This window comes from Acinetobacter sp. AG3 (genome assembly GCF_022343575.1).
Taxonomy (GTDB): domain Bacteria; phylum Pseudomonadota; class Gammaproteobacteria; order Pseudomonadales; family Moraxellaceae; genus Acinetobacter; species Acinetobacter guillouiae.
In genome coordinates this window covers 1017170-1042558 of the sequence record NZ_JAKQZD010000001.1, presented here as the reverse complement: position 1 = coordinate 1042558, position 25389 = coordinate 1017170, and the positions used below count along the sequence as shown (strand labels likewise).

General features: G+C 39.8%; 8 protein-coding genes. 2 read left to right on the top strand and 6 right to left on the bottom strand.

The genetic code is table 11. The features are described from left to right. Window positions 1-4 precede the first annotated feature (4 nt). The 3 genes from L3V46_RS04895 to L3V46_RS04885 form a co-directional block, all read right to left on the bottom strand. Window positions 5-811, bottom strand: coding sequence for a paraquat-inducible protein A (locus L3V46_RS04895; RefSeq protein WP_239045079.1), 807 nt, complete (start codon window positions 809-811; stop codon window positions 5-7). Continuing rightward, window positions 808-1449: a paraquat-inducible protein A gene (locus tag L3V46_RS04890; protein ID WP_239046750.1), complete on the bottom strand. Its 642-nt coding sequence runs from the start codon at window positions 1447-1449 to the stop codon at window positions 808-810. The genes L3V46_RS04895 and L3V46_RS04890 overlap by 4 nt, the downstream gene beginning before the upstream one ends. A gap of 241 nt (window positions 1450-1690) precedes the next feature. Then, window positions 1691-2584, bottom strand: a complete 894-nt coding sequence (locus L3V46_RS04885; protein WP_239045078.1) for a LysR family transcriptional regulator — start codon at window positions 2582-2584, stop codon at window positions 1691-1693. A 100-nt stretch (window positions 2585-2684) separates the two neighbouring features. Between L3V46_RS04885 and L3V46_RS04880 the strand changes: the two genes are divergently transcribed. Both L3V46_RS04880 and L3V46_RS04875 read left to right on the top strand, forming a co-directional pair. Beyond that, complete coding sequence (locus L3V46_RS04880) at window positions 2685-4025, top strand: MFS transporter (protein ID WP_239045077.1); 1341 nt, start codon at window positions 2685-2687, stop codon at window positions 4023-4025. Next, window positions 4018-4410 carry a hypothetical protein gene (locus tag L3V46_RS04875; RefSeq protein ID WP_239045076.1) on the top strand — a complete coding sequence of 131 codons (393 nt, stop codon included), beginning with the start codon at window positions 4018-4020 and terminating at the stop codon, window positions 4408-4410. Before L3V46_RS04880 ends, L3V46_RS04875 begins: the two co-directional genes overlap by 8 nt. 178 nt (window positions 4411-4588) lie before the next feature. On the opposite strand, the gene L3V46_RS04870 is transcribed toward L3V46_RS04875, so the two are convergent. From L3V46_RS04870 to L3V46_RS04860, 3 genes are all read right to left on the bottom strand, one after another. Continuing rightward, window positions 4589-4897, bottom strand: a complete 309-nt coding sequence (locus L3V46_RS04870; RefSeq protein ID WP_239045075.1) for a hypothetical protein — start codon at window positions 4895-4897, stop codon at window positions 4589-4591. A gap of 191 nt (window positions 4898-5088) precedes the next feature. After that, window positions 5089-5712 (bottom strand): hypothetical protein, encoded by a 624-nt coding sequence (locus L3V46_RS04865; protein WP_239045074.1) that lies wholly within the window; start codon window positions 5710-5712, stop codon window positions 5089-5091. Continuing rightward, window positions 5702-25381 carry an ESPR-type extended signal peptide-containing protein gene (locus tag L3V46_RS04860; RefSeq protein ID WP_239045073.1) on the bottom strand — a complete coding sequence of 6560 codons (19680 nt, stop codon included), beginning with the start codon at window positions 25379-25381 and terminating at the stop codon, window positions 5702-5704. The genes L3V46_RS04865 and L3V46_RS04860 overlap by 11 nt, the downstream gene beginning before the upstream one ends. Window positions 25382-25389 lie beyond the last annotated feature (8 nt).

Below are 25389 nucleotides of genomic sequence, written 5' to 3'. Positions count from 1 at the left end.
TGTTTTATTGACTGGAATTGGATAAATCATGATTCAAGGGAGCATGATCCACGTGAATCACATCTGAGCCTTGCAGGGAAAGCCCATTCTTGTTGTGCGTATTCTGGGCAGCAGAATAATTATCCCAAATAATACGCGGGTCAAAACTCAGTGAAGCAAACATGGTTAAAACCACCACTGCACCAAAAGCAACCGCGCCCGGCCCAGCGAGAATAGTTGCCAGTGATTGAATCTGAATCAGGGCGGTCAATAAAGCCACCACAAAAACATCAATCATCGACCATCGACCGATAAACTCGACAATCCGATAAAGCATTGAGCAATGCTCAGGTGAAAAATGCAAACGTTTAGAAGACTGCATTTTTACTGCAATCAACAGAAAACACAGAATTAAAAGTTTTAACATGGGAATAAAGATACTGGCCATAAAAATAACAACAGAAACCAAATAATCCCCATTCTGCCAAAAATAGATCACACCACTCATGATCGTATCTTGCTGACTGCCTAACAAAGAATCTGTGACGGTCATCGGAAGTACATTGGCTGGAATATATAAAATACTCGCCGCAATCACCAAAGCAAGGGTTCTGTCTAAGCTCTTTGGTTTACGTTGATGCAGCACACTATGACATTTCAAGCAATGTGAAGCGTGTTTTGTTTCAGCCTCTGGAACCTGTTTATTGAGTGTTCCACAGCAATGACAAAGCACCAAAGACAAATCTTTGGCTCTTGGGTATTGCAACGAATTTTTATTGTCGATATTCGCTGAGTATTTTGAAAAATTAGCCTGAGACTGTTCAGTTTTCATGAGAGTCTCCTGTCGATCTCATCCCAAAGATCTTTGACTTTTACTGAGGCAATATAAACCAGCAACACACTCAGTATGGAGAATCCCCATAATGCAACGCCCGGAATCACCACAACCATCCCGACCAGTTTAACCAAGGTGACCAATACCCCAATCAAAAATACTTCAACCATTCCCCATGTTCTAAATAAAAACAGGGTACGAAATGCTGCAACTAAATAGCGAGGCCGAACTTTAAAAAAATGAACTGATGAAAGTACATAGAACAGCAGCAATAAATCCAATAGAGGCACCACGAAAGTCGTGATAAGAATCAACACACCTACTGGCCCTTGCCCGGCATGAAACATTGCCCATGCTGCACCCAGTAATGTTGTCTGGGAATCATTCCCCTGCAATTCCACCTTAACAATCGGAAAACTATTGGCAATCACAAATACGATCAGTGATGTTGTTACCATTGCCAGTAAGACACTAAATGGTTTGCTTTGCCGATAAAGCTCAGCACCACAACAGAGACAATAAGCACGCTCACCTTGGGTCAGCTGAATTCGATGATAGAGCGTGTCACATTCCTCACAGGCAACCAGCGTTTGCGGTGCAATATCACCATTTTGAATCAATGCTTGCTGATTCATAGGGGTAGAAACTGGCGGACAGGAGGACGGTTCACGCATAGAACATCAACACCATTTTATAAATTCTTTTTAGACCGAAGCTCATCTTGCTATATTTTACTGAGCTGTATACAGATGAGTTGTGATATTTTTTGATGATATCCTGTTGGTTTTATATAAACAATTGATCTGGCGAAATCTAGTCTAACAATTGACCATGCATTTTATCTATTTGCAATAGCAAGCGCCAATTTTGACATGATTAAAGACACAGTCGTTGCACCAAAAAATCGATAAAGACACGGGTTTTTGCTGGCAAGGTTCCCGTATTCGGATAGAGCAATTGGACATTTTGTACAGGTAAATCAAAATCAGCTAACACCCGAGTTAAACGATTTTGCTGAATATCTTCATCGACCAACCAAGCTGGCGATATCGCAACGCCCAATGAAGCAAGTGTCATCTGATGTATCGCTTCTGCCGAATTAGATTCATACTGACTTCTAACAAAAGGCAATGTATGTTTTTCACCTTGATCATTTTGTAAAACATATTGCGCATCCTGCCAATTCAATAAGCGATGACCAATCCAAGGAACATGTGCTAAATCAGCAATGCTATTGATTGGATAACGTTGTAAAAATTCAGGGCTGGCAACCAAATAAATCGGATATTCAGCAATTTTTCGTGTCCGCATCGATGAGTCTTTTAAGTTTCCCAACCGAATGACCAAATCTAATTTTTCAGTGACTAAATCATCTAAGGAAGAATTAAATGAATATTGTAGTTGTAATTGAGGATATTGGCGGCAAAACTCACCCAGCAAAGGTAAAATGAATTTCCGTCCAAATTCATTGGTCGATGAAAAACGCAATATCCCTGTGACACTTGTGGCTAAGTTTTGACTGCGCTCAAAAGCTTCTTCGATTTGCAATTGAATGTGTTTGAAATCCTCATAAAAGCTTTTGCCTATTTCAGTCAGTGCGATATTACGCGTATTACGAATCAGCAAACTCACATTTAAATGCTGTTCTAAATGCTTGATATCAATACTCACCATCGATCGACTTAAACCCAAAATCTCTGCTGCCTTGGTAAATGATCCTGAATCAACCACTTGCAGAAAACTGATAATCTGTTTTAGGTTTTTTTGCATAATCACACTGATTGTTTGAAATTATTAAACAATGATTTTACTTCGCATGCATCGACAATAAAAGGGCTGAATCGTACCCTCCTGCATCTTGGAGGTCGCTATGTCATATCGCTATAAAATAGCAACAGTGTTTTTACTTGGGTTCTTTATTGATTGCATCAATATTTTCATGTCTGCAATTGCCTTACCCGATATAGCAACAGCTTTCTCAGTCAGCCCATCGATGGTTGCATGGGTAAGCAATGCTTATATTTTAGGTTTGGTTTTAATCATGCCCATGAGCTTATGGTTAGCAAGCGTATTGGGTGATCGGAAATTGCTATGTTATTCAATGCTGCTCTTTTCCGTCAGTGTTTGGTTGATTGGCATGAGTGAATCAATCCATAGTTTAATTTTTTGGAGATTTGTTCAGGGTGTAGCTGGTGGATTATTAATCCCTGTCGGTCAAGCATTGGTATTTGCACTGTTTCCAAATCATGAGCGGCAACGTATCTCCACAATGATCATGGCAATCGCATTAATTGCACCAGCCTTTTCACCAACGATTGGCGGCATAATTATTGATGCTTTATCTTGGCGTTGGGTGTTTTTCGCCAATATCCCCTTTACCGTGATCACTGCTTTTTTAGCGTGGCGATGGATCAAAGAAACTCAAGCTAAAACGTCTGGGAAACCTGACTTTTTAGGCCTGTTTATGGTCAATGTCAGCCTGTTGTGTTTGTTACTCTCTTTCTCATTATTTAATGATTACCATAGTGTTGTACTCGCGATCAGTAGCTTTCTGCTTTCCGTCACAATGCTTCTGATTTATCTCAAATACGCGAAAGGATCTGCTCATCCGATTCTTAATTTGCAATTGTTAAAAAATTATAATTTACGCAATGCATTTATCGTTTATTACGCAGTACCTGGTATTTTTACTGGTGTGAATTTACTGAATATCTTTAATTTACAACGTAACCTTGGGTTTAATGCAAAACAGACTGGCTTATTTATGCTGCTCTATGCAGTAGGTGCATTGGTATCGATGACCAGTGGTGGACTTCTCTATCGCCATCTCGGTAAAAAGCAGCTTTTTATAATCGGTATTGCGCTACATAGCTTAGGAATTTCACTGTTGTTCTGGGTCTCAAATGCCAATGATTTAAGCATCTTGATTGTTGCTTATCTACTGATGGGAATGGGGGGTGGTCTAAGTGCCAATACTGCCCAAATCAGTGCCCTCATCGATTTTAACGGCCAAGACTTATTACAAGGCAGTGTGCTGTGGAACATTAATCGACAAGTCGCTTTTAGTTTAGGTACAGTTGTCCTTATTTCAATCTTTAGTCTGTTGCCTGCTGCAAGTGACTTAATACGTTATCAACAAACTTTTTTGCTTGCAGCTTTGCTGTGCCTCTTATCATTAATTTCCATTTTTAAGGAGAAAACCCATGTCTAATCCTATGGACAATGCATTAAAACATGTCATCGATTTACATATTTTGATTGAAAACGTATTTACAGGTCAAAATGCAAAAGAAAGCCTAAATCAACTCTTAGCCAGTTTTGACCCAAATTTTAAAATGATTACGACGCAAGGCAATGTCATTGGTTTACCCGAAATAAATGCCTTGTTTAGTCAAAATGTAGGTAATAAACCTGCGTTAAAAATTAAAATCTTGAATACGCGTGCTTTATTTGAAGCAGACAACCACTGCTGGATTCAATATCAAGAACTTCAACAAAGCCATGAACCTGATACATTACGCATATCGACGGCTTGTATCAAAGTTGAATCAGGTCAATGTTATTGGGTTTATCTACATGAAACATTGTCAATTTAGCGTAATCGAGTTAAATTGTGTGAAGAGTTTATTTATACAAAAAGTCTAAATTGCTATTCATTGTTCTTGCAATTAATAGCAATAGAATCAAAATTAGCTTTATCTTTGTAATTATGATTATGAATTAACTTTAAAAAATAAAAGTCATTTCTTTTTAAAAGCATGGATAGGCTTCTAATTAAATACCATAAACTCGTTTAAGGCGTGGTATAAGATCAATAATCTGTTCATTATCCTCTGGATTATATTCAGCATATGCTAATGCTATTAATTCCAAAACCGAGGCAAAAACTTCAAATGGCACTTTACCATCAAGTTCATCATAAAAATAAAATTCTGCTGAATCAACCACATGTCCTTCATCCACAACACTATTCATGAGTAAATAAGTTGATGTCTCTTGGAGGCTATAACCTTCACTTCGAATAGCATTTTTAAGGATATCAATAAAAGTATACCCTCCAGCACATGTAACAAAATAGTCCATAAAGAAAGACAATTCAGGGTCTGCTTCTGGATATTTTTGTAAGATATCATTTCGATTGTTTCTTAATCACTCAATCATATACTGCATCATAAAATCTCTGATATAAGTTCTGTTTTAATGATATCCATAGCTTATGGTGTGTCAGGGATAACAGAAGATACACCTGTTATCTTCCCTTTGTTACCATTACTTTATTTTTTGATCAAAGAATCTAAAATACCACCTCTACTTAATGTAGCAATACCACCAATACAATTCAACTCAACAATCATATTACCATTTAAATAATATTTATAATGCGATCTATCCAAGCCTTGAAGATAATATTGCTCATTTTCTAAAAAAAATTTCTCGACATCTTCAATTTTAATATTTTGATGAACTTCTTCAAATTTTTTCCTTGCCCATAATGCATTTAAGAAACAATAAAATAAAAAAGCATTTATACTTTCATATTCCAACAAGTCCTTTTCCATATCATTATAAATAAAAATACTACCTGTTAAACTTTCTATACATAATGTTTCACTAGACCAATCAGCTCCAAAATAAACTGTCCCGTCAGGTAAATCGCCTGCTAAAGCTTCATTAAAACGGCTATATACATTTTCAAATTTAGCGTAAGTACAATTTAGAAAATACCCTAAGAGTAATTCATCACTATTGCCATACTCAAGAATAAATGCATGATGATCAGGCCGTAAGGTTAAACGATGCTGATGTAAAAAATCATTCAACACCTTTTCGTTTACACCTAAAATAATTCCTGTACAGCTTAATTTTAAAAAATCAAAAATGTGCTTACTATTTTGCATTCGGATTAATTCCAATAACTTTATTTGGTTGATTGCTAGCTTGATTATATATGCTTTGATTACTTGGTAAATTACAAGTTGGACAAGGACTCATTTGATTTGAGCTAAGTTTATTAGCATTTGTACCTTTATATGGATGTGGATTTTCTCCTACACCTCTCCATAAAGTTGCAAATCCTGTTACAGCGCTAGAATTTTGACCTGCTGTGACAGCACATTTAGGTTCACTACAAACCCCAGGAGCATTTCCAGGTTTTGGCTCTAATACACGTACTAAACCATGATTGGTATCATCTAAAGTGGTTATACCTACTCTATATTTACCGGGATCAGATTTATCCAATTTTTGCTGTAGATTTTTGATGCGATCAATAGTGCCTTTCGCATTTAAATTTCCTGATATTCCCACACTCACGGTTCCATCTGAATGAGTCATTACAGTTACAGAAGAAGCTTTTTCTTTAGAAACCACCCCCTTCATCGCTTGAATAACATAATTACCTTCAGCATCAGCAAAATTCGTTCTAAATTTATCATCGAAAATATTAACATCTTTTTTAACGAGTAGTTCTGCTTTTGCTGCTTGATAACTCCAAATATCATTATCAACATTAGCATTATTTTCAACTACTTGTCGCTTTTCTAGTTTCTCCGCTGCTTTAGCTTCAGCACTTGCCAGTTTTACACCTTTAGTCGCAGCTCCACCAATTGCCATTAGTGCTACATCTGTACCACTTTCTGGAAATAGAATTTCTGTAGCGACATAGCCTATACCAGCAAGATAGTAACTCGCTCCAGATCTTGGTTTTTCTCCAACGATATAATCCAATACTTTAGATTTTGCAGGAATTAATATATTTTCCGCAGCACTGCGATGACTAATTGTATATTTTGTACCACAGTCACCATAGCTCATACCTTGGCAATTTTTTTGAGCATACTGCAAAAACTCTAATTGCTTAAATAATTGAGGATCAGCTGCTTTAACATCATAATTAGAGGCGAGTCCAACATTCGTTGATCCTAATAATTGTTTTAACTTATTATCATCAAATTGTTCAGCTGCCCAAATTTGTTGTACATTTTTCTCCATACAAGCAGATTGACCAGATGCTTTGCAGGATTTATATACTGACAAATTATCAGCACTTATTTGCTTTATCTTAGCAACAAGTTTATTTTTATCTGCTTGACTACAGCCATTTGCGTTTGGCAATGATTTGCAAATTTCTAAATACTTCTGCAAATCTGCAAATCTTTTATTCGTCAAATGCTCATCAAATTCATCATTATTTGCTATCTGTGACTCGTATTTTTCTGTATTGGCTTTTAATAAATCCAGTTGTGCTTGAGCATCATTAACACCCTTAACTTCAACTTTTGGAACATTCTGAATCTGGGTTTTAGCAGTATCAATATTTGATGAGTTTACCCAACTATTGACATTAAATGCGGCTTCTCCCATCCAACCTAAAGCATTCGCCGACTTTTCACCGAAACCTGCCTGATGTGCATCTTCATGTGTCACCAAATTTACACTATTTTTCTGAGCGTCCTTATCAAGATAAATATCTGTTTTATTGGTGATATTCGTCGTTGCATCCGCTTTTAAATAATTTTCATTGAATAAACCTTCTACCAAACTAACATCTGTATTTTTTATAGATGTTCCTTTGGTCAACTGATCATTATATTCATTGATCAGTTTTTGATTATCCACAATATTATTGGATATTCCATCTTGAATGAGCTGTAAACCTGCCGCCATTTCAGCATTATAAGCTACATTTGCATTATTTTTAGTTAATGTTGTTGCATCTTGTACTGAACCTTTTTCATCCAACAACCCAACAATACCAGAGCCTAAAATTAATCCGCCTGTCGCAGTCGAACCTGCAATAATTTTTCCATTCTGCGGTAAATCTTTCTGCTCTTGAATAATCTGAGCACGACCATTCTCTGTCAGTAAACGATTATCTACAGTCACTGAACCATTCAATAAACCTGTCACTTGGTCTCGGGTGATTTCTTGAGTATTGTTGATATCACGGTTACTGGTCGTTGTAGTGTTGGTTACACTGCCTTGACCCATCGTCGCTTTGGTTAACTGCTCTTTTTCATTCCCTGTACTTTGTAAACCAACCGTTGTACTACCATTTGGATGAAGAGAACTCTCCTTACTCTCTCCTTTGATAGATTTACCCACACTGGTCGATACATTGAAGCCTCGATTACTTTCAGAACTGTGATCTTGTAAATCTTTAAGCTCAAGTGCCCCTGTATAATTCAGTTTGCCATGATCTGTTAAAGTTCCATCAACATTCTTACTTGCATTGGCGATCACACCACCAATATTACTCACCTTGTGCACACCCATCGCATCGAGGTCTGCATCATTTTGAGCATTGCCGATAAGCAATTTGCTGGTTTCATTCACCCAAGCTTTGTCGTTTTGACCTTTGGCTTGGTTATAACTTGCCGTGACATTGCCACCACCTGAACCAATGCCTACACCAACTGAACCACCTTTACTGCTACTGTTGCCTGATGCTGTATCTTGTAAGCTTTCAACATGGATTTGATTGACTTTTATATCACCACGATCTGCAATACTGACCTCACCACCTTGAATATTTAACTTATTTAAAGATCCAGATACTGTGTTGAGATCAACCGTACTGTTTACATTCGTTAAACTTTCATTATGTGATTTCGATGTTTGTTTACCTACTGAGGCACTTCCACCACCACCATAGGTATAGCTCACACTTTGGTTGTTGGTTTTACTGCTGGCATCTTGTTGACTCTGTTCTTTCCCAGCACTTACATTTAAGTCTTTGGTACCCTCAAAAGTGGTTAAACCTGTTGCTGTGAGACGACTACCTTGAACATTTACATCCTGATTTTCAGACTTAAGCGTGAGGTTATTTAACTCTAACTGACTGCCTTGCCATTTACCTTGAGTGGTGTTTGTGGTGGTGGTGGTTTCGATACGTTCACCATTTGCACCAATGGTAAAGCCATAAGTTACTGAACTTGCTGCTGCGGTTGCTGCTGCCGAACCTACAGCAATCTGTGCATTGGCAAGATTGGCTGTCGCCATTGCGACATTGGCTTTGGTATCATCCAGTGCTTCTTTGGTGATTTTTCCTGATGCATAGTCACGCTGTGCCTGACTATACTGATCTTTGGCTTGTTTAACTGCCTCGGCTGCATCTTTGACCGCACCTAAAGCAAGTGCCGCATCCAAATAGGCATTTCGTACCCCGACTTCAGTACTGATCGTTTCTTTATGTGTCTTATCTTCAACAGTAGTTTTATTTTCATAACCACCGATATTTAAATCACCTCGACCATGATCAATAACTGTATCACCTGTCGCTTTGATATTTTGACCGAGTATGTCTACCCCTTCAGCACCTTGTATTTTAAGGTTTTCAGTCTGGATTGAACCTGTTTTATGGGTTGTTTCTGTAGTTTTAGTACTTTGCGTGGTATCTTCTGACACAAAACCACCTAAACGCACGCTATCTTTGTTGAGCTTAACGCCTAAGCCTTCAATTGTTTCCTTACTGTGTGAAGTGACTGAAATGTTTTGTTCTTCAGCAGCATTCAATGTCACCTTTTGACCTGAAAGTATCGTATTCTTTGCAGTAATATCTGCACTGGTCAGTATAGTTTGACCTGTTGATCCAACATAAACATTGTTCGCTGTTAAATTTGTACCCGTTTGCTTGATTTGCTCTTCACGTTTGCTGTTGGACTCACCAACTGTAAGTTTGGTATCCACTTTAACGCCAGGGAATAAAGATTGAACGCCAGCCAGACCGACTTCGGTGACTTTCATTAACTCTTTAACAACGCCACGATAACCTTTCTGTTGTTCATCCCACTGCTGATCTTGTGTTTCCAGCGTAGTTAGTTTTACATTTTCAGGCATCAATGATCCGTCAGCAGATTTCAATGTCCCATCGACTTGACGTTGCATCAAAGTATTGCCTACAAAGATACTTTGTCCAGCAGTAATATCGTTGGCTTGTAGCTCAATATTTTTAGCTGCATTGATATCAATATTTTTTCCGGCAACCAACTGGGTTTGGGCAACTTCTTGATCAATATAACCCTTTTGACGATTGTTATAGGTCGCAAAGTTAGATTTTGAAGATGTTTCGCTTATGCTTTTTTCATTGATTGTTGAGAGTAGGTTGACATTACCTTGTAAAGCTTGAATCTGGATACTATCGCCAGCACTTGCTTGTAAATGTGTAGCAGTGATATTGCCTTGTTGGCTATTTAAAATAATATTTTTCCCAGCATTTAGCTGATTGGCGATTGAAGTGGTTGTATTCTCATCATAAGTTGATGATTTCTTACTACCAAATGAACCTTTTGAATGAAATTGGCTAGACATAGAACTCAGGTCTAACCCATTCTCAAGTAAAATATTGTTTTGGGCAGAAAGCTGAATACTGCCTTGTTTGCTGTTCAGGTCAACCGCTTTACCACTAATATTCTGGGCATTTATCAGCAACGAACCTTCACTATTGATTTGACTGCCTATGTCCTGTTGCTTTTTATACTGGTAACCATTTTTTGAATCAATTTTCAATTGTTCTGTTTGACTTGTAGTTACTGTTCCAATATCAAGATTGCCCAATGTATTAAGGATGGTCGTGCCATTACTATTATTGATTTGAGCAGCTTTTAAGTTGGTATTCCCCGCGACATCTATAAGCAAAGTAGTTTGGCTTGGATCAAGCTTTTTCTGACTGCCTGAACCAACATAAATTCCCGCCTCACGATCAATACTAGTTTGTGATGAACTAAAACCACCAATTTTCGATTCCGTTGAAAGCGTTGTTGATTCAATATTCAAATTCCTGCCAACTTTCAATGCCATAGATTCTTTGGCACTAATTTGACCACCGATGTTGTTCAAATCTTTTTTGGTTTCGATAGCAACTTGATTACCATGAATCCGTCCATTTAAATTTTGGACATTATCAGCAGTAATTTGCACTGCTTGGCGACCCGCAATCGTTGCACCATTGATCAAATCACCACCTAACTTAAACTGAATGGCATCACCAGAAAGTAAGGTACCATCTCCTTTTAAGTCACCCACTCGTGCTTTAACATATACTTGTGGAACAAGGGCTTGAGTCTTTGTGCCATTTGGTAAGATCACAGTTTGTTCAACGAGCCAAACAATATCACTGGTCAACTGTGCTGTCTGAGCAGCAGTTAATGCAATTCCAGGACGAAGACCATACAACATGGCGAAACTTACCCCATTGTTCATGAGTGCTTTATATTGCTCATCATCATTGGCATAACCTTCTAGGAAGCGATAACCTGTTAGGTTCGCAATCTGATCTTGCACCAAACGTTGTTCATAAAGACCATCGGCTAGACGCTTTTGTTGCAAAGCAGGATCCAGCCCAAGTGCATCCAACATATAGTCAGAAGATAACCAAGTTTTATAATTGGTAAAGCTCGGATCTGTTTCAACTAAATATCCAGCTTTACTGTTTGCATTGACACGATATAGAGCACTATTTGGAACTTTTAGCTCACTTGAATTAAGCGTTCGTATTTCATATTGTGTTGATTCATCGGTTTCACTAGGTGCATTGGCCTGTTGAGTAAAATTATTGGCTTGTGCTTGACCAGCAGTATCACCTTGTTTTTGCAATGTTTGCCCTACAGAAATATTTAAATCTTTAGACTGTAATGAAGATGAATTCTGCTGTAAGCCATTCACTTGACTACTATTATCAACTTGCTTTGTATCAGTAAACTGTTGGTTTTGGTCATTCACTTGTCCTGCTTTTGATAAACTTACATTTTCATCAAGCAGATTTGCATTTAAATCTTTTGATTGTTGTGATGGCTGATTGAGTTGACCTGTCTGAGTCTGGGTTGTATTTGATAAATCAGCTGTATGACCCGTTGTTAAATTTTTGCCATTGGCCTGTTCTGCTTGCAATACATTGACATTTACCCCTGAAGCATTTACATCCAAATCTTTTGATTGTAATGAAGCTTGAGCCCCTTGACCCTTCTGAGTCTGGATGCTATTGGTGATATCAGATGCCTGACCAGTAATCAAATTTTGCGCATTAGCATGTTCAACCTTTGATACCGTAACTTGTGACCCTGAAACATTGGCATCTAAATCTTTTGATTGTAGTGATGGCTGGTTCTTCTGTCCTGTTTGAGATTGTATGCTGTTCAATACATTCCCAGCTTGTTTTACAGTTAAATTCTCTCCTTGAGAGTTTTGAGCTTGCTCAACCTGTGTCGAATTATTGGTATCTTTTAATCCATTTAGATTGGTTTGCTGAGTTTGACTTGATTGAGTGTTATCTCCACTTTGATTGTTAGACACCAAAGTTGTCACAATTTTATTTTGGTTAAACTTCTGGTTGCCCAAAGCTTGACTGACCGCTAAATCAAATGTATCTGTTTGAGTATTTGTAAAAGATTTATTTTTGGTTTTACGCTTCTTCTTCCCCCAACTGTTGTACACAATTTCAGATAAACGCTGTGTACCAGTTGCCACAACCTTTCTAATACCTTTAGTATCCTCAAGATCACCAGATGTGATACTCCCGCCTAAATTAGAAAGCACGCCACCTGCCAAGATTTGGCTTTTATCATTGAGGACTTGAGCACCATCAAGATTTAAAGCACCACCCGCTTTAATTTGACCAGGCGCGGATTCCATGACTCGCGTCTCAGAAGTCACTTGGCTATAAGTATATTTGGCCCAATCTTCCTTTTTATCTTTTCTTGCAATAAGTACCCCATCAAATGTTTTCCAATCACCCTGATAAAATTTTTCAAGATTATCCTTGCGCTCAATTTCAACCATTTGGGTCTTAAAGTTCTTATTAATATTGTTGATTTGCTTCGCTGACAAATGCATATTGCCTAACGATTCAATCGTCGCACTTTCATTATTGATCACTAAGGCTTGCCCGACAGTCTTGTCATTGGCGTCTAATCCACCACCGAGATATAAGTTACCAGCACTAAAAATCAATGATTGGCTTGCATAGTCAGCTGTGTTTGCCAAGTTATTCAAAACCTGAACACCCAAATACATATCACCACGTGAAGCAATCACTGGAGCAACACCAGCACTATTAGGTTGATTATTTAAAGTATTTGCATTGATCGCAAGCGTTGTTCCATAAATACGTCCCGTACCTTGATTGTTGAGTGTATTCGCTTGTAGGCGAGTATAATCACCATTGATTAATCCGGTATTATTCAACTCATTTTGTGCAGTCAAGCGGGTTTCATGGCTTTCAATTTTAGCATCAACCATATTGCCAATATTGACGGCATTTATATCCAGTCGATTACCTGAATTGATCGTTCCATAGTTAATGATATTGCCTTGAGTAATCAGGCTTAAGTTTTGATTGGCCTGTAATTGAGCACCTACACCATGAGTATAGCTCTCTTTTAAGTTCACTTGAGCATCACCCAAACTTAAAACTTTGCCATTCCCTGAAAGGGATTTCGCTGTCAAATTCAGTCCAGTGCCTGATAAAATTTGCCCTTTTAAGTTATTAATTTCTAGTTGATCGCCCACAATGATCAGTTGTTTTTCACTGCTGATTTGACCTGATTGATTATTCAATATTTGACGAATATTCAAATTTTGGTTACCACTACTGCGGATAGCACCTGTTTGGTTATTTAAAATATTGGTCGTGATATTTAAATTATTTGCATCAATCCCCTGAATTGATGTGTCAGTTGGACTGGTTGTCAGTGTATTTTGATTATCCAATTGTTGTGTAGTGATATTTAAGTCACCTACTGCCATGATATGACTATCAGCATCACTCGGCTTTAACTTACCATTGTTATTAATTCGATCAATATTGAGTGTCATTCCCCCCATAGACAACAATTGCCCAGACTGATTATCCAGTAGTTGGTTTTGTTCTGTTCCCCAAATATTTAATTGTTTCCCTGCGAGTATTGTGCCTTGTTGATTCAATACTTGATTGACTTGGATACCTAGCTCTTTAGCACTTGCAAGATATCCCTGTGAATTATTCAACGTTTTAACATTACTTAGCTGTATATCACCTTGACTCAGTATGCCTCCTTGTTGACCACTATTGGTGTTTACAAGATCCTGATTGTGAGTATCAATCTGGATGTTATGCTGAGCCTGAATCAACCCTTGATTATTGTTTAATCGTCCAGAGTCAATTTTAATACTTTCAGAACTTAACGTTCCCTGACTGTTATCTAGTAACTGCCCTTGGCTATTGAGTTGTAGTAAATTTTTACTATTGATTTGCCCCTGAGCGTTATTCACACCATTCGCGACAATATTGATCCCTTGACCAGCTTGGATTAGCCCTTGTTGATTTTCAAGACGGAATTGTCCTGCATCCAGTTGAATCTGTCCTTGAACACTGCCGATTTGTCCTGCATTGTTATTTAGTCCCTGACTCTTTAATGTCAGTTGTTGGTTTGAAGCAATTACACCACTTTGGTTATTGATCTCTTTTACCGTGCTGATCGCTAAATCTGCTTGGCTGTTGATCTGTCCCTTGTTGCTGTTATCGACTTGGCCTGCATTGAGCGTTAACGCTTTGCCTGACAACACCACGCCTGCCTGATTGCTCAATAAGCCATTGCCTGCATTCAGATCAACATCACCCTGTGCACTTCCGATCTGACCTCGGTTGTTATTTAAACCTTGGCTGTTGAGTTTTAACCCCAAATCCGCTGCAATTAAACCTTCTAGATTGTTGATCGCCTGTTGGCTGTTCAGTTGCAGTTGGCCCTGACTGTTCATTTGACCAGACTGGTTATCTATACTTTGTGCTGTAACACTTAAGTCTTTCTTCGCTTGAATCGTCCCCAACTGGTTGGTCAATGCGCCTTGCCCAGCTTGTAAAATCACCTGATCTTGTAAGCTGCCGATCTGTCCTTGAGTATTGTTGAGCCCTTCGCCTTTAACCTGTAATAATCCATTGGCAATCAGTTTACCTGTCTGGTTATTAATCTCAGCTTGGCTCTGAATGCTAAGCTGTCCCTGTGCAGTCATTTGACCCTGTGCACTGTTATCAACACTTTGGGCTGTGATCTGCTGGTCTGCCCCACTGTGGATTTGACCTGTCTGGTTGCTTAATGCGCCACCCAACTTAAGATTTAGATTCGACTTCTCTCCTGTCTGGATCAATCCTGACTGGTTACTTAAGTCATTTGCTGTAATCTCTAACTGACCATTTGAAGCAATTTGACCGCCATCATTATGAATATCACCCTGACTATCAATATTGAGTGTATTTAATGCACTAATTACACCGCTGTTCGTTAGACCATTACTGCTGATATTAAGTGTCTTAGCTGACTGAATTTGTCCTGTAAGGTTGTCTAGGCCTTTCTGACCAGTCTGAATCTTCAAATCTCCCTGTTCAGTACCAATCTGACCTTTATTATTGTTTAAACCTTGACTACTTAAATTTATATTTTGTTTAGCAACCATGATGCCTGCTGCATTGTTTATGTCTTGCACACTGGTAATACGAAGATCACCCTGAGTACTGATTAAACCCTGCTGGCCATTCTCTAATTGCTGTGCATCAATCTGCGTATGACCGCCACTAATCAGTTGCCCTGATTGGCTATTGTCCAATTTGCCAATCAGTTTAAAACTTAAGTCTCGACCACTTTGCAGTAATCCACCCTGATTATTTAAATCTTGGCCTGTTAAATTCAGGCTTTCACCTGAGATCACTTGCCCTTTATTATTTTTTAACCAGTGTTGTTGTAATTCAAGATGGCCTTGGGTCGCGATTAAACCTGACTGGTTATCAATCCCTTGTGCATTCAAACTCAGCTCTTGTTTAGACTGCAGTTTACCTTGTTGGTTGCTGATTACACCTTGACCAGCATCTACCTTCAGTGTGCTTTCAACACTACCGATTTGACCAGCATTATTATTTAAGCCCTGACTGTTGAGCTGCACCGATTGATTTGCAATCATCTGTCCTGCATTGTTATCAATCTCTTGTTTAATCTGTGCTTGTATCGAGCCTTGCGCATTGATTAAACCTGATTGGCTATGTAAGCGCTCTGCTTTAATCTCAATGTCTTTCGCTGATTGCAGTGATCCTGATTGGTTACTCAGTAATCCTGTACCTGCATGAATACTTAATTGCGCTTTGATACTGGCAATTTGACCCTGATCATTGTTCAGTCCCTGACTTTGAATAGTCACCGCATCGTTGGCAACGATCTGACCCGCACTGTTGTCTATGCCTTGGTCAATGCTGAGTTCAATACTCTTCTCTGAACTGATCTTACCTAAATGGCTATTGAGTTGTTGAGCCTTAAGCTGGATATCATTCTGTGCCTGTATCACACCAGAATTGTTATCAACAACTCCTGAACCACTATCGACTACAACGCCTGCATGAATACTGCCGATCTGTCCTGCATTGTTATTGAGTCCCTGACTCTTTAAGCTCAGTTGTTGGTTTGAAGCAATTACACCACTTTGGTTATTGATCTCTTTTACCGTACTGATCGCTAAATCTGCTTGGCTATTGATCTGTCCCTTGTTGCTGTTATCGACTTGGCCTGCATTGAGCGTTAACGCTTTGCCTGACAACACCACGCCTGCCTGATTGCTCAATAAGCCATTGCCTGCATTCAGATCAACATCACCCTGTGCACTTCCAATCTGACCTCGGTTGTTATTTAAACCTTGGCTGTTGAGTTTTAACCCCAAATCCGCTGCAATTAAACCTTCTAGGTTGTTGATTGCCTGTTGGCTGTACAGTTGTAAGTGTCCCTGACTGTTCATTTGACCAGACTGGTTATCTATACTTTGTGCTGTAACACTCAAGTCTTTCTTCGCTTGGATCGTCCCCGACTGATTGGTCAAGGCGCCTTGTCCAGCTTGAACAATCACCTGATCTTGTAAGCTGCCGATCTGTCCTTGGGTATTGTTGAGCCCTTCGCCTTTAACCTGTAATAATCCATTGGCAATCAGTTTACCTGTCTGGTTATTAATCTCAGCTTGGCTCTGAATGTTAAGCTGTCCCTGTGCAGTCATTTGACCTTGTGCACTGTTATCAACACTTTGGGCTGTGATCTGCTGGTCTGCCCCACTGTGGATTTGACCTGTCTGGTTGCTTAATGCGCCACCCAACTTGAGACTTAGATTCGACTTCTCTCCTGTCTGGATCAATCCTGACTGGTTACTTAAGTCATTTGCTGTAATCTCTAACTGACCATTTGAAGCAATTTGACCGCCATCATTATGAATATCACCCTGACTATCAATATTGAGTGTATTTAATGCACTAATTACACCGCTGTTCGTTAGACCATTACTGCTGATATTAAGTGTCTTAGCTGACTGAATTTGTCCTGTAAGGTTGTCTAGGCCTTTCTGACCAGTCTGAATCTTCAAATCTCCCTGTTCAGTACCAATCTGACCTTTATTATTGTTTAAACCTTGACTACTTAAATTTATATTTTGTTTAGCAACCATGATGCCTGCTGCATTGTTTATGTCTTGCACACTGGTAATACGAAGATCACCTTGAGTACTGATTAAACCCTGCTGGCCATTCTCTAATTGCTGTGCATCAATCTGCGTATGACCGCCACTAATCAGTTGCCCTGATTGGCTATTGTCCAATTTGCCAATCAGTTTAAAACTTAAGTCTCGACCGCTTTGCAGTAATCCACCCTGATTATTTAAATCTTGGCCTGTTAAATTCAGGCTTTCACCTGAGATCACTTGCCCTTTAGTATTTTTTAACCAGTGTTGTTGTAATTCAAGATGGCCTTGGGTCGCGATTAAACCTGACTGGTTATCAATCCCTTGTGCATTCAAACTCAGGTCTTGTTTAGACTGCAGTTTGCCTTGTTGGTTGCTGATTACACCTTGACCAGCATCTACCTTCAGTGTGCTTTCAACACTGCCGATTTGACCCGCATTATTATTTAAGCCCTGACTATTAAGCTGCACCGATTGATTTGCAATCATCTGTCCTGCATTGTTATCAATCTCTTGTTGAATCTGTGCTTGTATCGATCCCTGTGCATTGATTAAGCCTGACTGGCTATGTAAGCGCTCTGCTTTGATCTCAATGTCTTTCGCTGATTGCAGTGATCCTGATTGGTTACTCAGTAATCCTGTACCTGCATGAATACTTAATTGCGCTTTGATACTGGCAATTTGACCCTGATCATTGTTCAGTCCCTGACTTTGAATAGTCACCGCATCGTTGGCAACGATCTGACCCGCACTGTTGTCTATGCCTTGGTCAATGCTGAGTTCAATACTCTTCTCTGAACTGATCTTACCTAAATGGCTATTGAGTTGTTGAGCCTTAAGCTGGATATCATTCTGTGCCTGTATCACACCAGAATTGTTATCAACAACTCCTGAACCACTATCGACTACAACGCCTGCATGAATACTGCCGATCTGTCCTGCATTGTTATTGAGTCCCTGACTCTTTAAGCTCAGTTGTTGGTTTGAAGCAATTACACCACTTTGGTTATTGATCTCTTTTACCGTACTGATCGCTAAATCTGCTTGGCTATTGATCTGTCCCTTGTTGCTGTTATCGACTTGGCCTGCATTGAGCGTTAACGCTTTGCCTGACAACACCACGCCTGCCTGATTGCTCAATAAGCCATTGCCTGCATTCAGATCAACATCACCCTGTGCACTTCCAATCTGACCTCGGTTGTTATTTAAACCTTGGCTGTTGAGTTTTAACCCCAAATCCGCTGCAATTAAACCTTCTAGGTTGTTGATTGCCTGTTGGCTGTACAGTTGTAAGTGTCCCTGACTGTTCATTTGACCAGACTGGTTATCTATACTTTGTGCTGTAACACTCAAGTCTTTCTTCGCTTGGATCGTCCCCGACTGATTGGTCAAGGCGCCTTGTCCAGCTTGAACAATCACCTGATCTTGTAAGCTGCCGATCTGTCCTTGGGTATTGTTGAGCCCTTCGCCTTTAACCTGTAATAATCCATTGGCAATCAGTTTACCTGTCTGGTTATTAATCTCAGCTTGGCTCTGAATGTTAAGCTGTCCCTGTGCAGTCATTTGACCTTGTGCACTGTTATCAACACTTTGCGCTGTGATCTGCTGGTCTGCCCCACTGTGGATTTGACCTGTCTGGTTGCTTAATGCGCCACCCAACTTGAGACTTAGATTCGACTTCTCTCCTGTCTGGATTAATCCTGACTGGTTACTTAAGTCATTTGCTGTAATCTCTAACTGACCATTTGAAGCAATTTGACCGCCATCATTACTGAGATCTCCATCACTCACTAAGCTGACTTTGCCTAAACTATTCAGTGTACCTTTATTGTTGTTCAGCCCCGTACTCTGTACGTTTAAATCACCTGTTGACTGTAGCGTACCAGATTGATTAAGCAGTGCGCCCTTGCCTGTGTTGATCGTCACCTGTTCTTTGACACTGCCAAGTTGGCCTTGGCTATTGTCTAGTCCTTGACTCTGAATTTCGACAAACTTGTTGGCGGCAATGATACCTGCATTGTTATTGACGTCTTGCTGAGTCCTAATGCTCAAGCTGCCTTGTGCATTGATTAAACCCTGCTGGCCATTCTCTAATTGCTGTGCATCAATCTGCGTATGACCGCCACTAATCAGCTGCCCTGATTGGCTATTGTCTAGTTTGCCAATCAGTTTAAAACTTAAGTCTCGACCGCTTTGCAGTAATCCACCCTGATTATTTAAATCTTGGCCTGTTAAATTCAGGCTTTCACCTGAGATCACTTGCCCTTTAGTATTTTTTAACCAGTGTTGTTGTAATTCAAGATGGCCTTGGGTCGCGATTAAACCTGACTGGTTATCAATCCCTTGTGCATTCAAACTCAGGTCTTGTTTAGACTGCAGTTTGCCTTGTTGGTTGCTGATTACACCTTGACCAGCATCTACCTTCAGTGTGCTTTCAACACTGCCGATTTGACCCGCATTATTATTTAAGCCCTGACTATTAAGCTGCACCGATTGATTTGCAATCATCTGTCCTGCATTGTTATCAATCTCTTGTTGAATCTGTGCTTGTATCGATCCCTGTGCATTGATTAAGCCTGACTGGCTATGTAAGCGCTCTGCTTTGATCTCAATGTCTTTCGCTGATTGCAGTGATCCTGATTGGTTACTCAGTAATCCTGTACCTGCATGAATACTTAATTGCGCTTTGATACTGGCAATTTGACCCTGATCATTGTTCAGTCCCTGACTTTGAATAGTCACCGCATCGTTGGCAACGATCTGACCCGCACTGTTGTCTATGCCTTGGTCAATGCTGAGTTCAATACTCTTCTCTGAACTGATCTTACCTAAATGGCTATTGAGTTGTTGAGCCTTAAGCTGGATATCATTCTGTGCCTGTATCACACCAGAATTGTTATCAACAACTCCTGAACCACTATCGACTACAACGCCTGCATGAATACTGCCGATCTGTCCTGCATTGTTATTGAGTCCCTGACTCTTTAAGCTCAGTTGTTGGTTTGAAGCAATTACACCACTTTGGTTATTGATCTCTTTTACCGTACTGATCGCTAAATCTGCTTGGCTATTGATCTGTCCCTTGTTGCTGTTATCGACTTGGCCTGCATTGAGCGTTAACGCTTTGCCTGACAACACCACGCCTGCCTGATTGCTCAATAAGCCATTGCCTGCATTCAGATCAACATCACCCTGTGCACTTCCAATCTGACCTCGGTTGTTATTTAAACCTTGGCTGTTGAGTTTTAACCCCAAATCCGCTGCAATTAAACCTTCTAGGTTGTTGATTGCCTGTTGGCTGTACAGTTGTAAGTGTCCCTGACTGTTCATTTGACCAGACTGGTTATCTATACTTTGTGCTGTAACACTCAAGTCTTTCTTCGCTTGGATCGTCCCCGACTGATTGGTCAAGGCGCCTTGTCCAGCTTGAACAATCACCTGATCTTGTAAGCTGCCGATCTGTCCTTGGGTATTGTTGAGCCCTTCGCCTTTAACCTGTAATAATCCATTGGCAATCAGTTTACCTGTCTGGTTATTAATCTCAGCTTGGCTCTGAATGTTAAGCTGTCCCTGTGCAGTCATTTGACCTTGTGCACTGTTATCAACACTTTGCGCTGTGATCTGCTGGTCTGCCCCACTGTGGATTTGACCTGTCTGGTTGCTTAATGCGCCACCCAACTTGAGACTTAGATTCGACTTCTCTCCTGTCTGGATTAATCCTGACTGGTTACTTAAGTCATTTGCTGTAATCTCTAACTGACCATTTGAAGCAATTTGACCGCCATCATTACTGAGATCTCCATCACTCACTAAGCTGACTTTGCCTAAACTATTCAGTGTACCTTTATTGTTGTTCAGCCCCGTACTCTGTACGTTTAAATCACCTGTTGACTGTAGCGTACCAGATTGATTAAGCAGTGCGCCCTTGCCTGTGTTGATCGTCACCTGTTCTTTGACACTGCCAAGTTGGCCTTGGCTATTGTCTAGTCCTTGACTCTGAATTTCGACAAACTTGTTGGCGGCAATGATACCTGCATTGTTATTGACGTCTTGCTGAGTCCTAATGCTCAAGCTGCCTTGTGCATTGATTAAACCCTGCTGGCCATTCTCTAATTGCTGTGCATCAATCTGCGTATGACCGCCACTAATCAGCTGCCCTGATTGGCTATTGTCTAGTTTGCCAATCAGTTTAAAACTTAAGTCTCGACCGCTTTGCAGTAATCCACCCTGATTATTTAAATCTTGGCCTGTTAAATTCAGGCTTTCACCTGAGATCACTTGCCCTTTAGTATTTTTTAACCAGTGTTGTTGTAATTCAAGATGGCCTTGGGTCGCGATTAAACCTGACTGGTTATCAATCCCTTGTGCATTCAAACTCAAGTCTTGTTTAGACTGCAGTTTACCTTGTTGGTTGCTGATTACACCTTGACCAGCATCTACCTTCAGTGTGCTTTCAACACTGCCGATTTGACCCGCATTATTATTTAAGCCCTGACTGTTGAGCTGCACCGATTGATTTGCAATCATCTGTCCTGCATTGTTATCAATCTCTTGTTGAATCTGTGCTTGTATCGATCCCTGTGCATTGATTAAGCCTGACTGGCTATGTAAGCGCTCTGCTTTGATCTCAATGTCTTTCGCTGATTGCAGTGATCCCGATTGGTTACTCAGTAATCCTGTACCCGCATCTAAATCTAATCTGCCCTGTACAGAACTGATTTGACCTTCACTATTATCAATACCCTGAGATTGAATTTGAACATCGGCATTTGCTGCAATTTGCCCAGTTTGATTGTTAACCTGTAACTGGCTATTTAATTTAAGATTTTGTTGAACATTGATTTGACCTTGCGTATGGTTATCAATCGAACCTGCCTGAATATTGGCATTATTACCTACATAAATTTTACCTGAATGACTATTGTCTAAAAGCCCTTTAACCTTAAGGTTCAGATCCTGTCCCTGTGCTGTACTAAGTGTTCCACCCTGATTATTTAATGCCCCCGTATCCATATTCAATATTGTCTGGCTTTGGATAAAACCCAACTGATTATTCAGTTGTTGCTGTATCGCTAAAGTCAGAGGGCTCTGCTTACCACGCTGGATAAGCTGTCCTTGCTGATGATTTAATTGATTCGCTTTCAGGATAATGTGTTCAGCTGAAGTTACACCCTGACTTAAATCAAGAATTCCTGCTTGTAATTGTAATTGACCATTACTGAGTATTTTTCCTTGATTACCCTGTAACTGATCAACCTGAATATCGAGTTGTCCTGTTCCTGCATGGATAAGTTGACCTGCGGTATTATTTAATGATGTCGTATTGAGATTGACCTGTGCTGCATTACTACGAATCTCACCTGACTGGTTATTTAGGATCTGACTAAAATTCAAATCCAACTGATCAGTTCCAGTATGTAAGATATGACCTTGACTATTATCTAAACTATTGGCATTTAGCTTAAGGTCTTTAGCACTTAAAGTACCTTGCTGATTATTAATAACATCATGACTATTCAATGATAAGTGTTCTGCAATCACCTGAGCTGAATGCGTCGAGATATTGCCTAACTGACTACTTAATTCAATATTTTTGGATTGAAGTTGCCCTTTACTCGCATCAATGTGATTTTGACTTTGCACATTAAGATTTTCACCTGCAAAGCTTTGTCCATGTAGCTCCACCTGATCTGCAATAATCTTAAGATTACCTGTTGTACCTAATTTACCTTGACGGTCCAACCCTGCTGCGATTAAGCCAGACTGCTGATGTTGCAAGGTTTCGCTCTTGAGCTGAATTCCCTGTCCTGCGCTCAAAGATCCGGTATTTTGTAAGTTTTGCCCTATGATATTCAGATTTTGATCGGCATAAATATTGCCACTGTTATTCAATTGTTTATGTTCAAATTCAATATTATTAGCTTGAATCTGCCCCTGATTATTATCAAATTGAATGGCACTACTGATTAGGTTTTGTTTTGCAACAATGGATCCTAGAGTATTATCGACTAAACCATGTTTTTGCTGAATATTTTCAGCTAGAATTTGACCTGAGTTGTTATTTAAGTTTTGGCTATTCAGATCCAGCTGGGTTTTCGCTTGAATAATACCTGATGTGTTATCTAATGCTTGTTGAACGTCTAGACCAATATCTTGTTGCTCAGAATAGAGTAGGCCAGATTGATTATTAACTTGTCCTGCCTGAATACTCAGCTGTTGTCCGCTCGCAATTTTTCCTTCGCTATTATTTAACGAGTCGGTGATATTAATATCAACTTGCTCAACAGCTTGAATGGTGCCTTTGTTATTATTCGCACTTGTTGATTGAACCTTTAAGCTTTTATTGACTGCAATCTGACCTGATTGATTACTCAAGATTGTGCTGAGAATATCTGCCTGTTGAACTGTTAATTGACCTTGATCATTATTAAAGTTTTCGCCCTGAACTTTAATATGACCTAGATTCAGCTTACCCTCTTGATTCGCCAAAATATTATTGGTATCCAAATCAATTACACCACGGGCAATAATCGCGCCTTGATCATTATTCAACTGTTCCTTGACATGGATATAACCCTTTTCATAGTCTTTTGGAACATTTGTCGTAGAACTGTCCTTGGCAATCTCAACACTGCCACCATCTTGAGCTGGATTGTTCGGTTTTACTGCAGTTGAACCTGAACCACTTGTTTCACCTGCACTTCCTCCATTATTAACACCAGTGTCACCTGATGTTGCTGAGTTTTTAGCAAGACCAATTCTGCCGCCAGTATTGCTTATTGAGCCTGAGATTAAATCTAGTGATTGCGCCCCAGTCTGCTCAATTGAGCCACTGTTTTTTAAGCTATTGGCATCCAGCACAATACGTGCAGCGTTTAATACTCCTGCATTGGTTAAAGTTTTTTGTTGGTTTAAATACAGTTCGTCTGCACTGCTGATTAAACCTGAGTTATCCAAATTTTGGCTATCCACTCTAACTTGTGAGGTAGCACTACTGATGTTTCCTGTATTTTTAATATTTTCTGCATTTAATTGCAGTTGATCTTTATTGGCAATCATATTGCCTGTATTGGTTAAGTCACCATTGGCATTTAAATACATTTGACCTGTCGTGGCATTGAGTGAGCCTGCGTTACGCACCCCTAAACCTTTTTCAGTACCGACCAAATAGATTTTTCCAGCATACATGCCACCTAATTTTCCAACATCAAGAGCAAAGCTCGGTGTAGGTGAAGACGTGGTACTTGTCGTTGCAGTAATCTTTACTGAATTCTGATCTTGAACATTGATGTCGTTTTGACCCAACACGGTTTTTAGTTCATTGGCATATAGACCCGCATTGACATTTAAAGCACGTGCATAAATATCGGTATAAGGGGTTAAGCTTCCATTTAAGCCTTTCCCTTCAATCGTGACTTGCCCTTCACGTACGCGGAATGAATCAAGATAACCTTGATGCATTACTGCTTGACCTGTGGTTAAGGTAAAACGATCTGCGTTAATCACCCCACAACCATCACAGATCAAGCCAGATGGGTTGGCAATCACCACTTGCGCTTGTTTACCCGCAACCTCCAAATAGCCTTTGAGCTGGCTCGGATTACTGCTGTTTACTTCATTCAGGATCACCTTGGCTTCACCTTTGGCGAGCCATGGATTGCCTTGTACCCAGCCACCCAATTGGGTTTGGGTATTATTTCGTGCGTTATTTAGAATCGCACCTTCCTGACCCACATCAAACTGGGTATAGGTATTACGTGATACACCACCTGCACTTGGGGTTTGAATATTGACTTGGGTCAAACCATTGCTGCTGTTGAGAATGGTGGCTTGTTGAGAGTTTGGTGCTGATCGATCTGCCACAATTTGACTTTCAGCGATGGTTGCCATCGGCAAGGTGTAAATTGCTGCACCTAATAGGCTCACCACAGCAAAATTGACAGGATTGAGTTTTTTATAGGTGATTGAAGATGCACCCGTCACATCCTCTATTTCGATTTCACCAATGCTATATGATTGCCCCGCTGTTTTTGTACGGCTTTTTACAATCTCAGCAACCGCAATAAACATGCCACGTGCTTGACTAAAAATAACGCGATAACGATTCTTATTCATAATGTTTT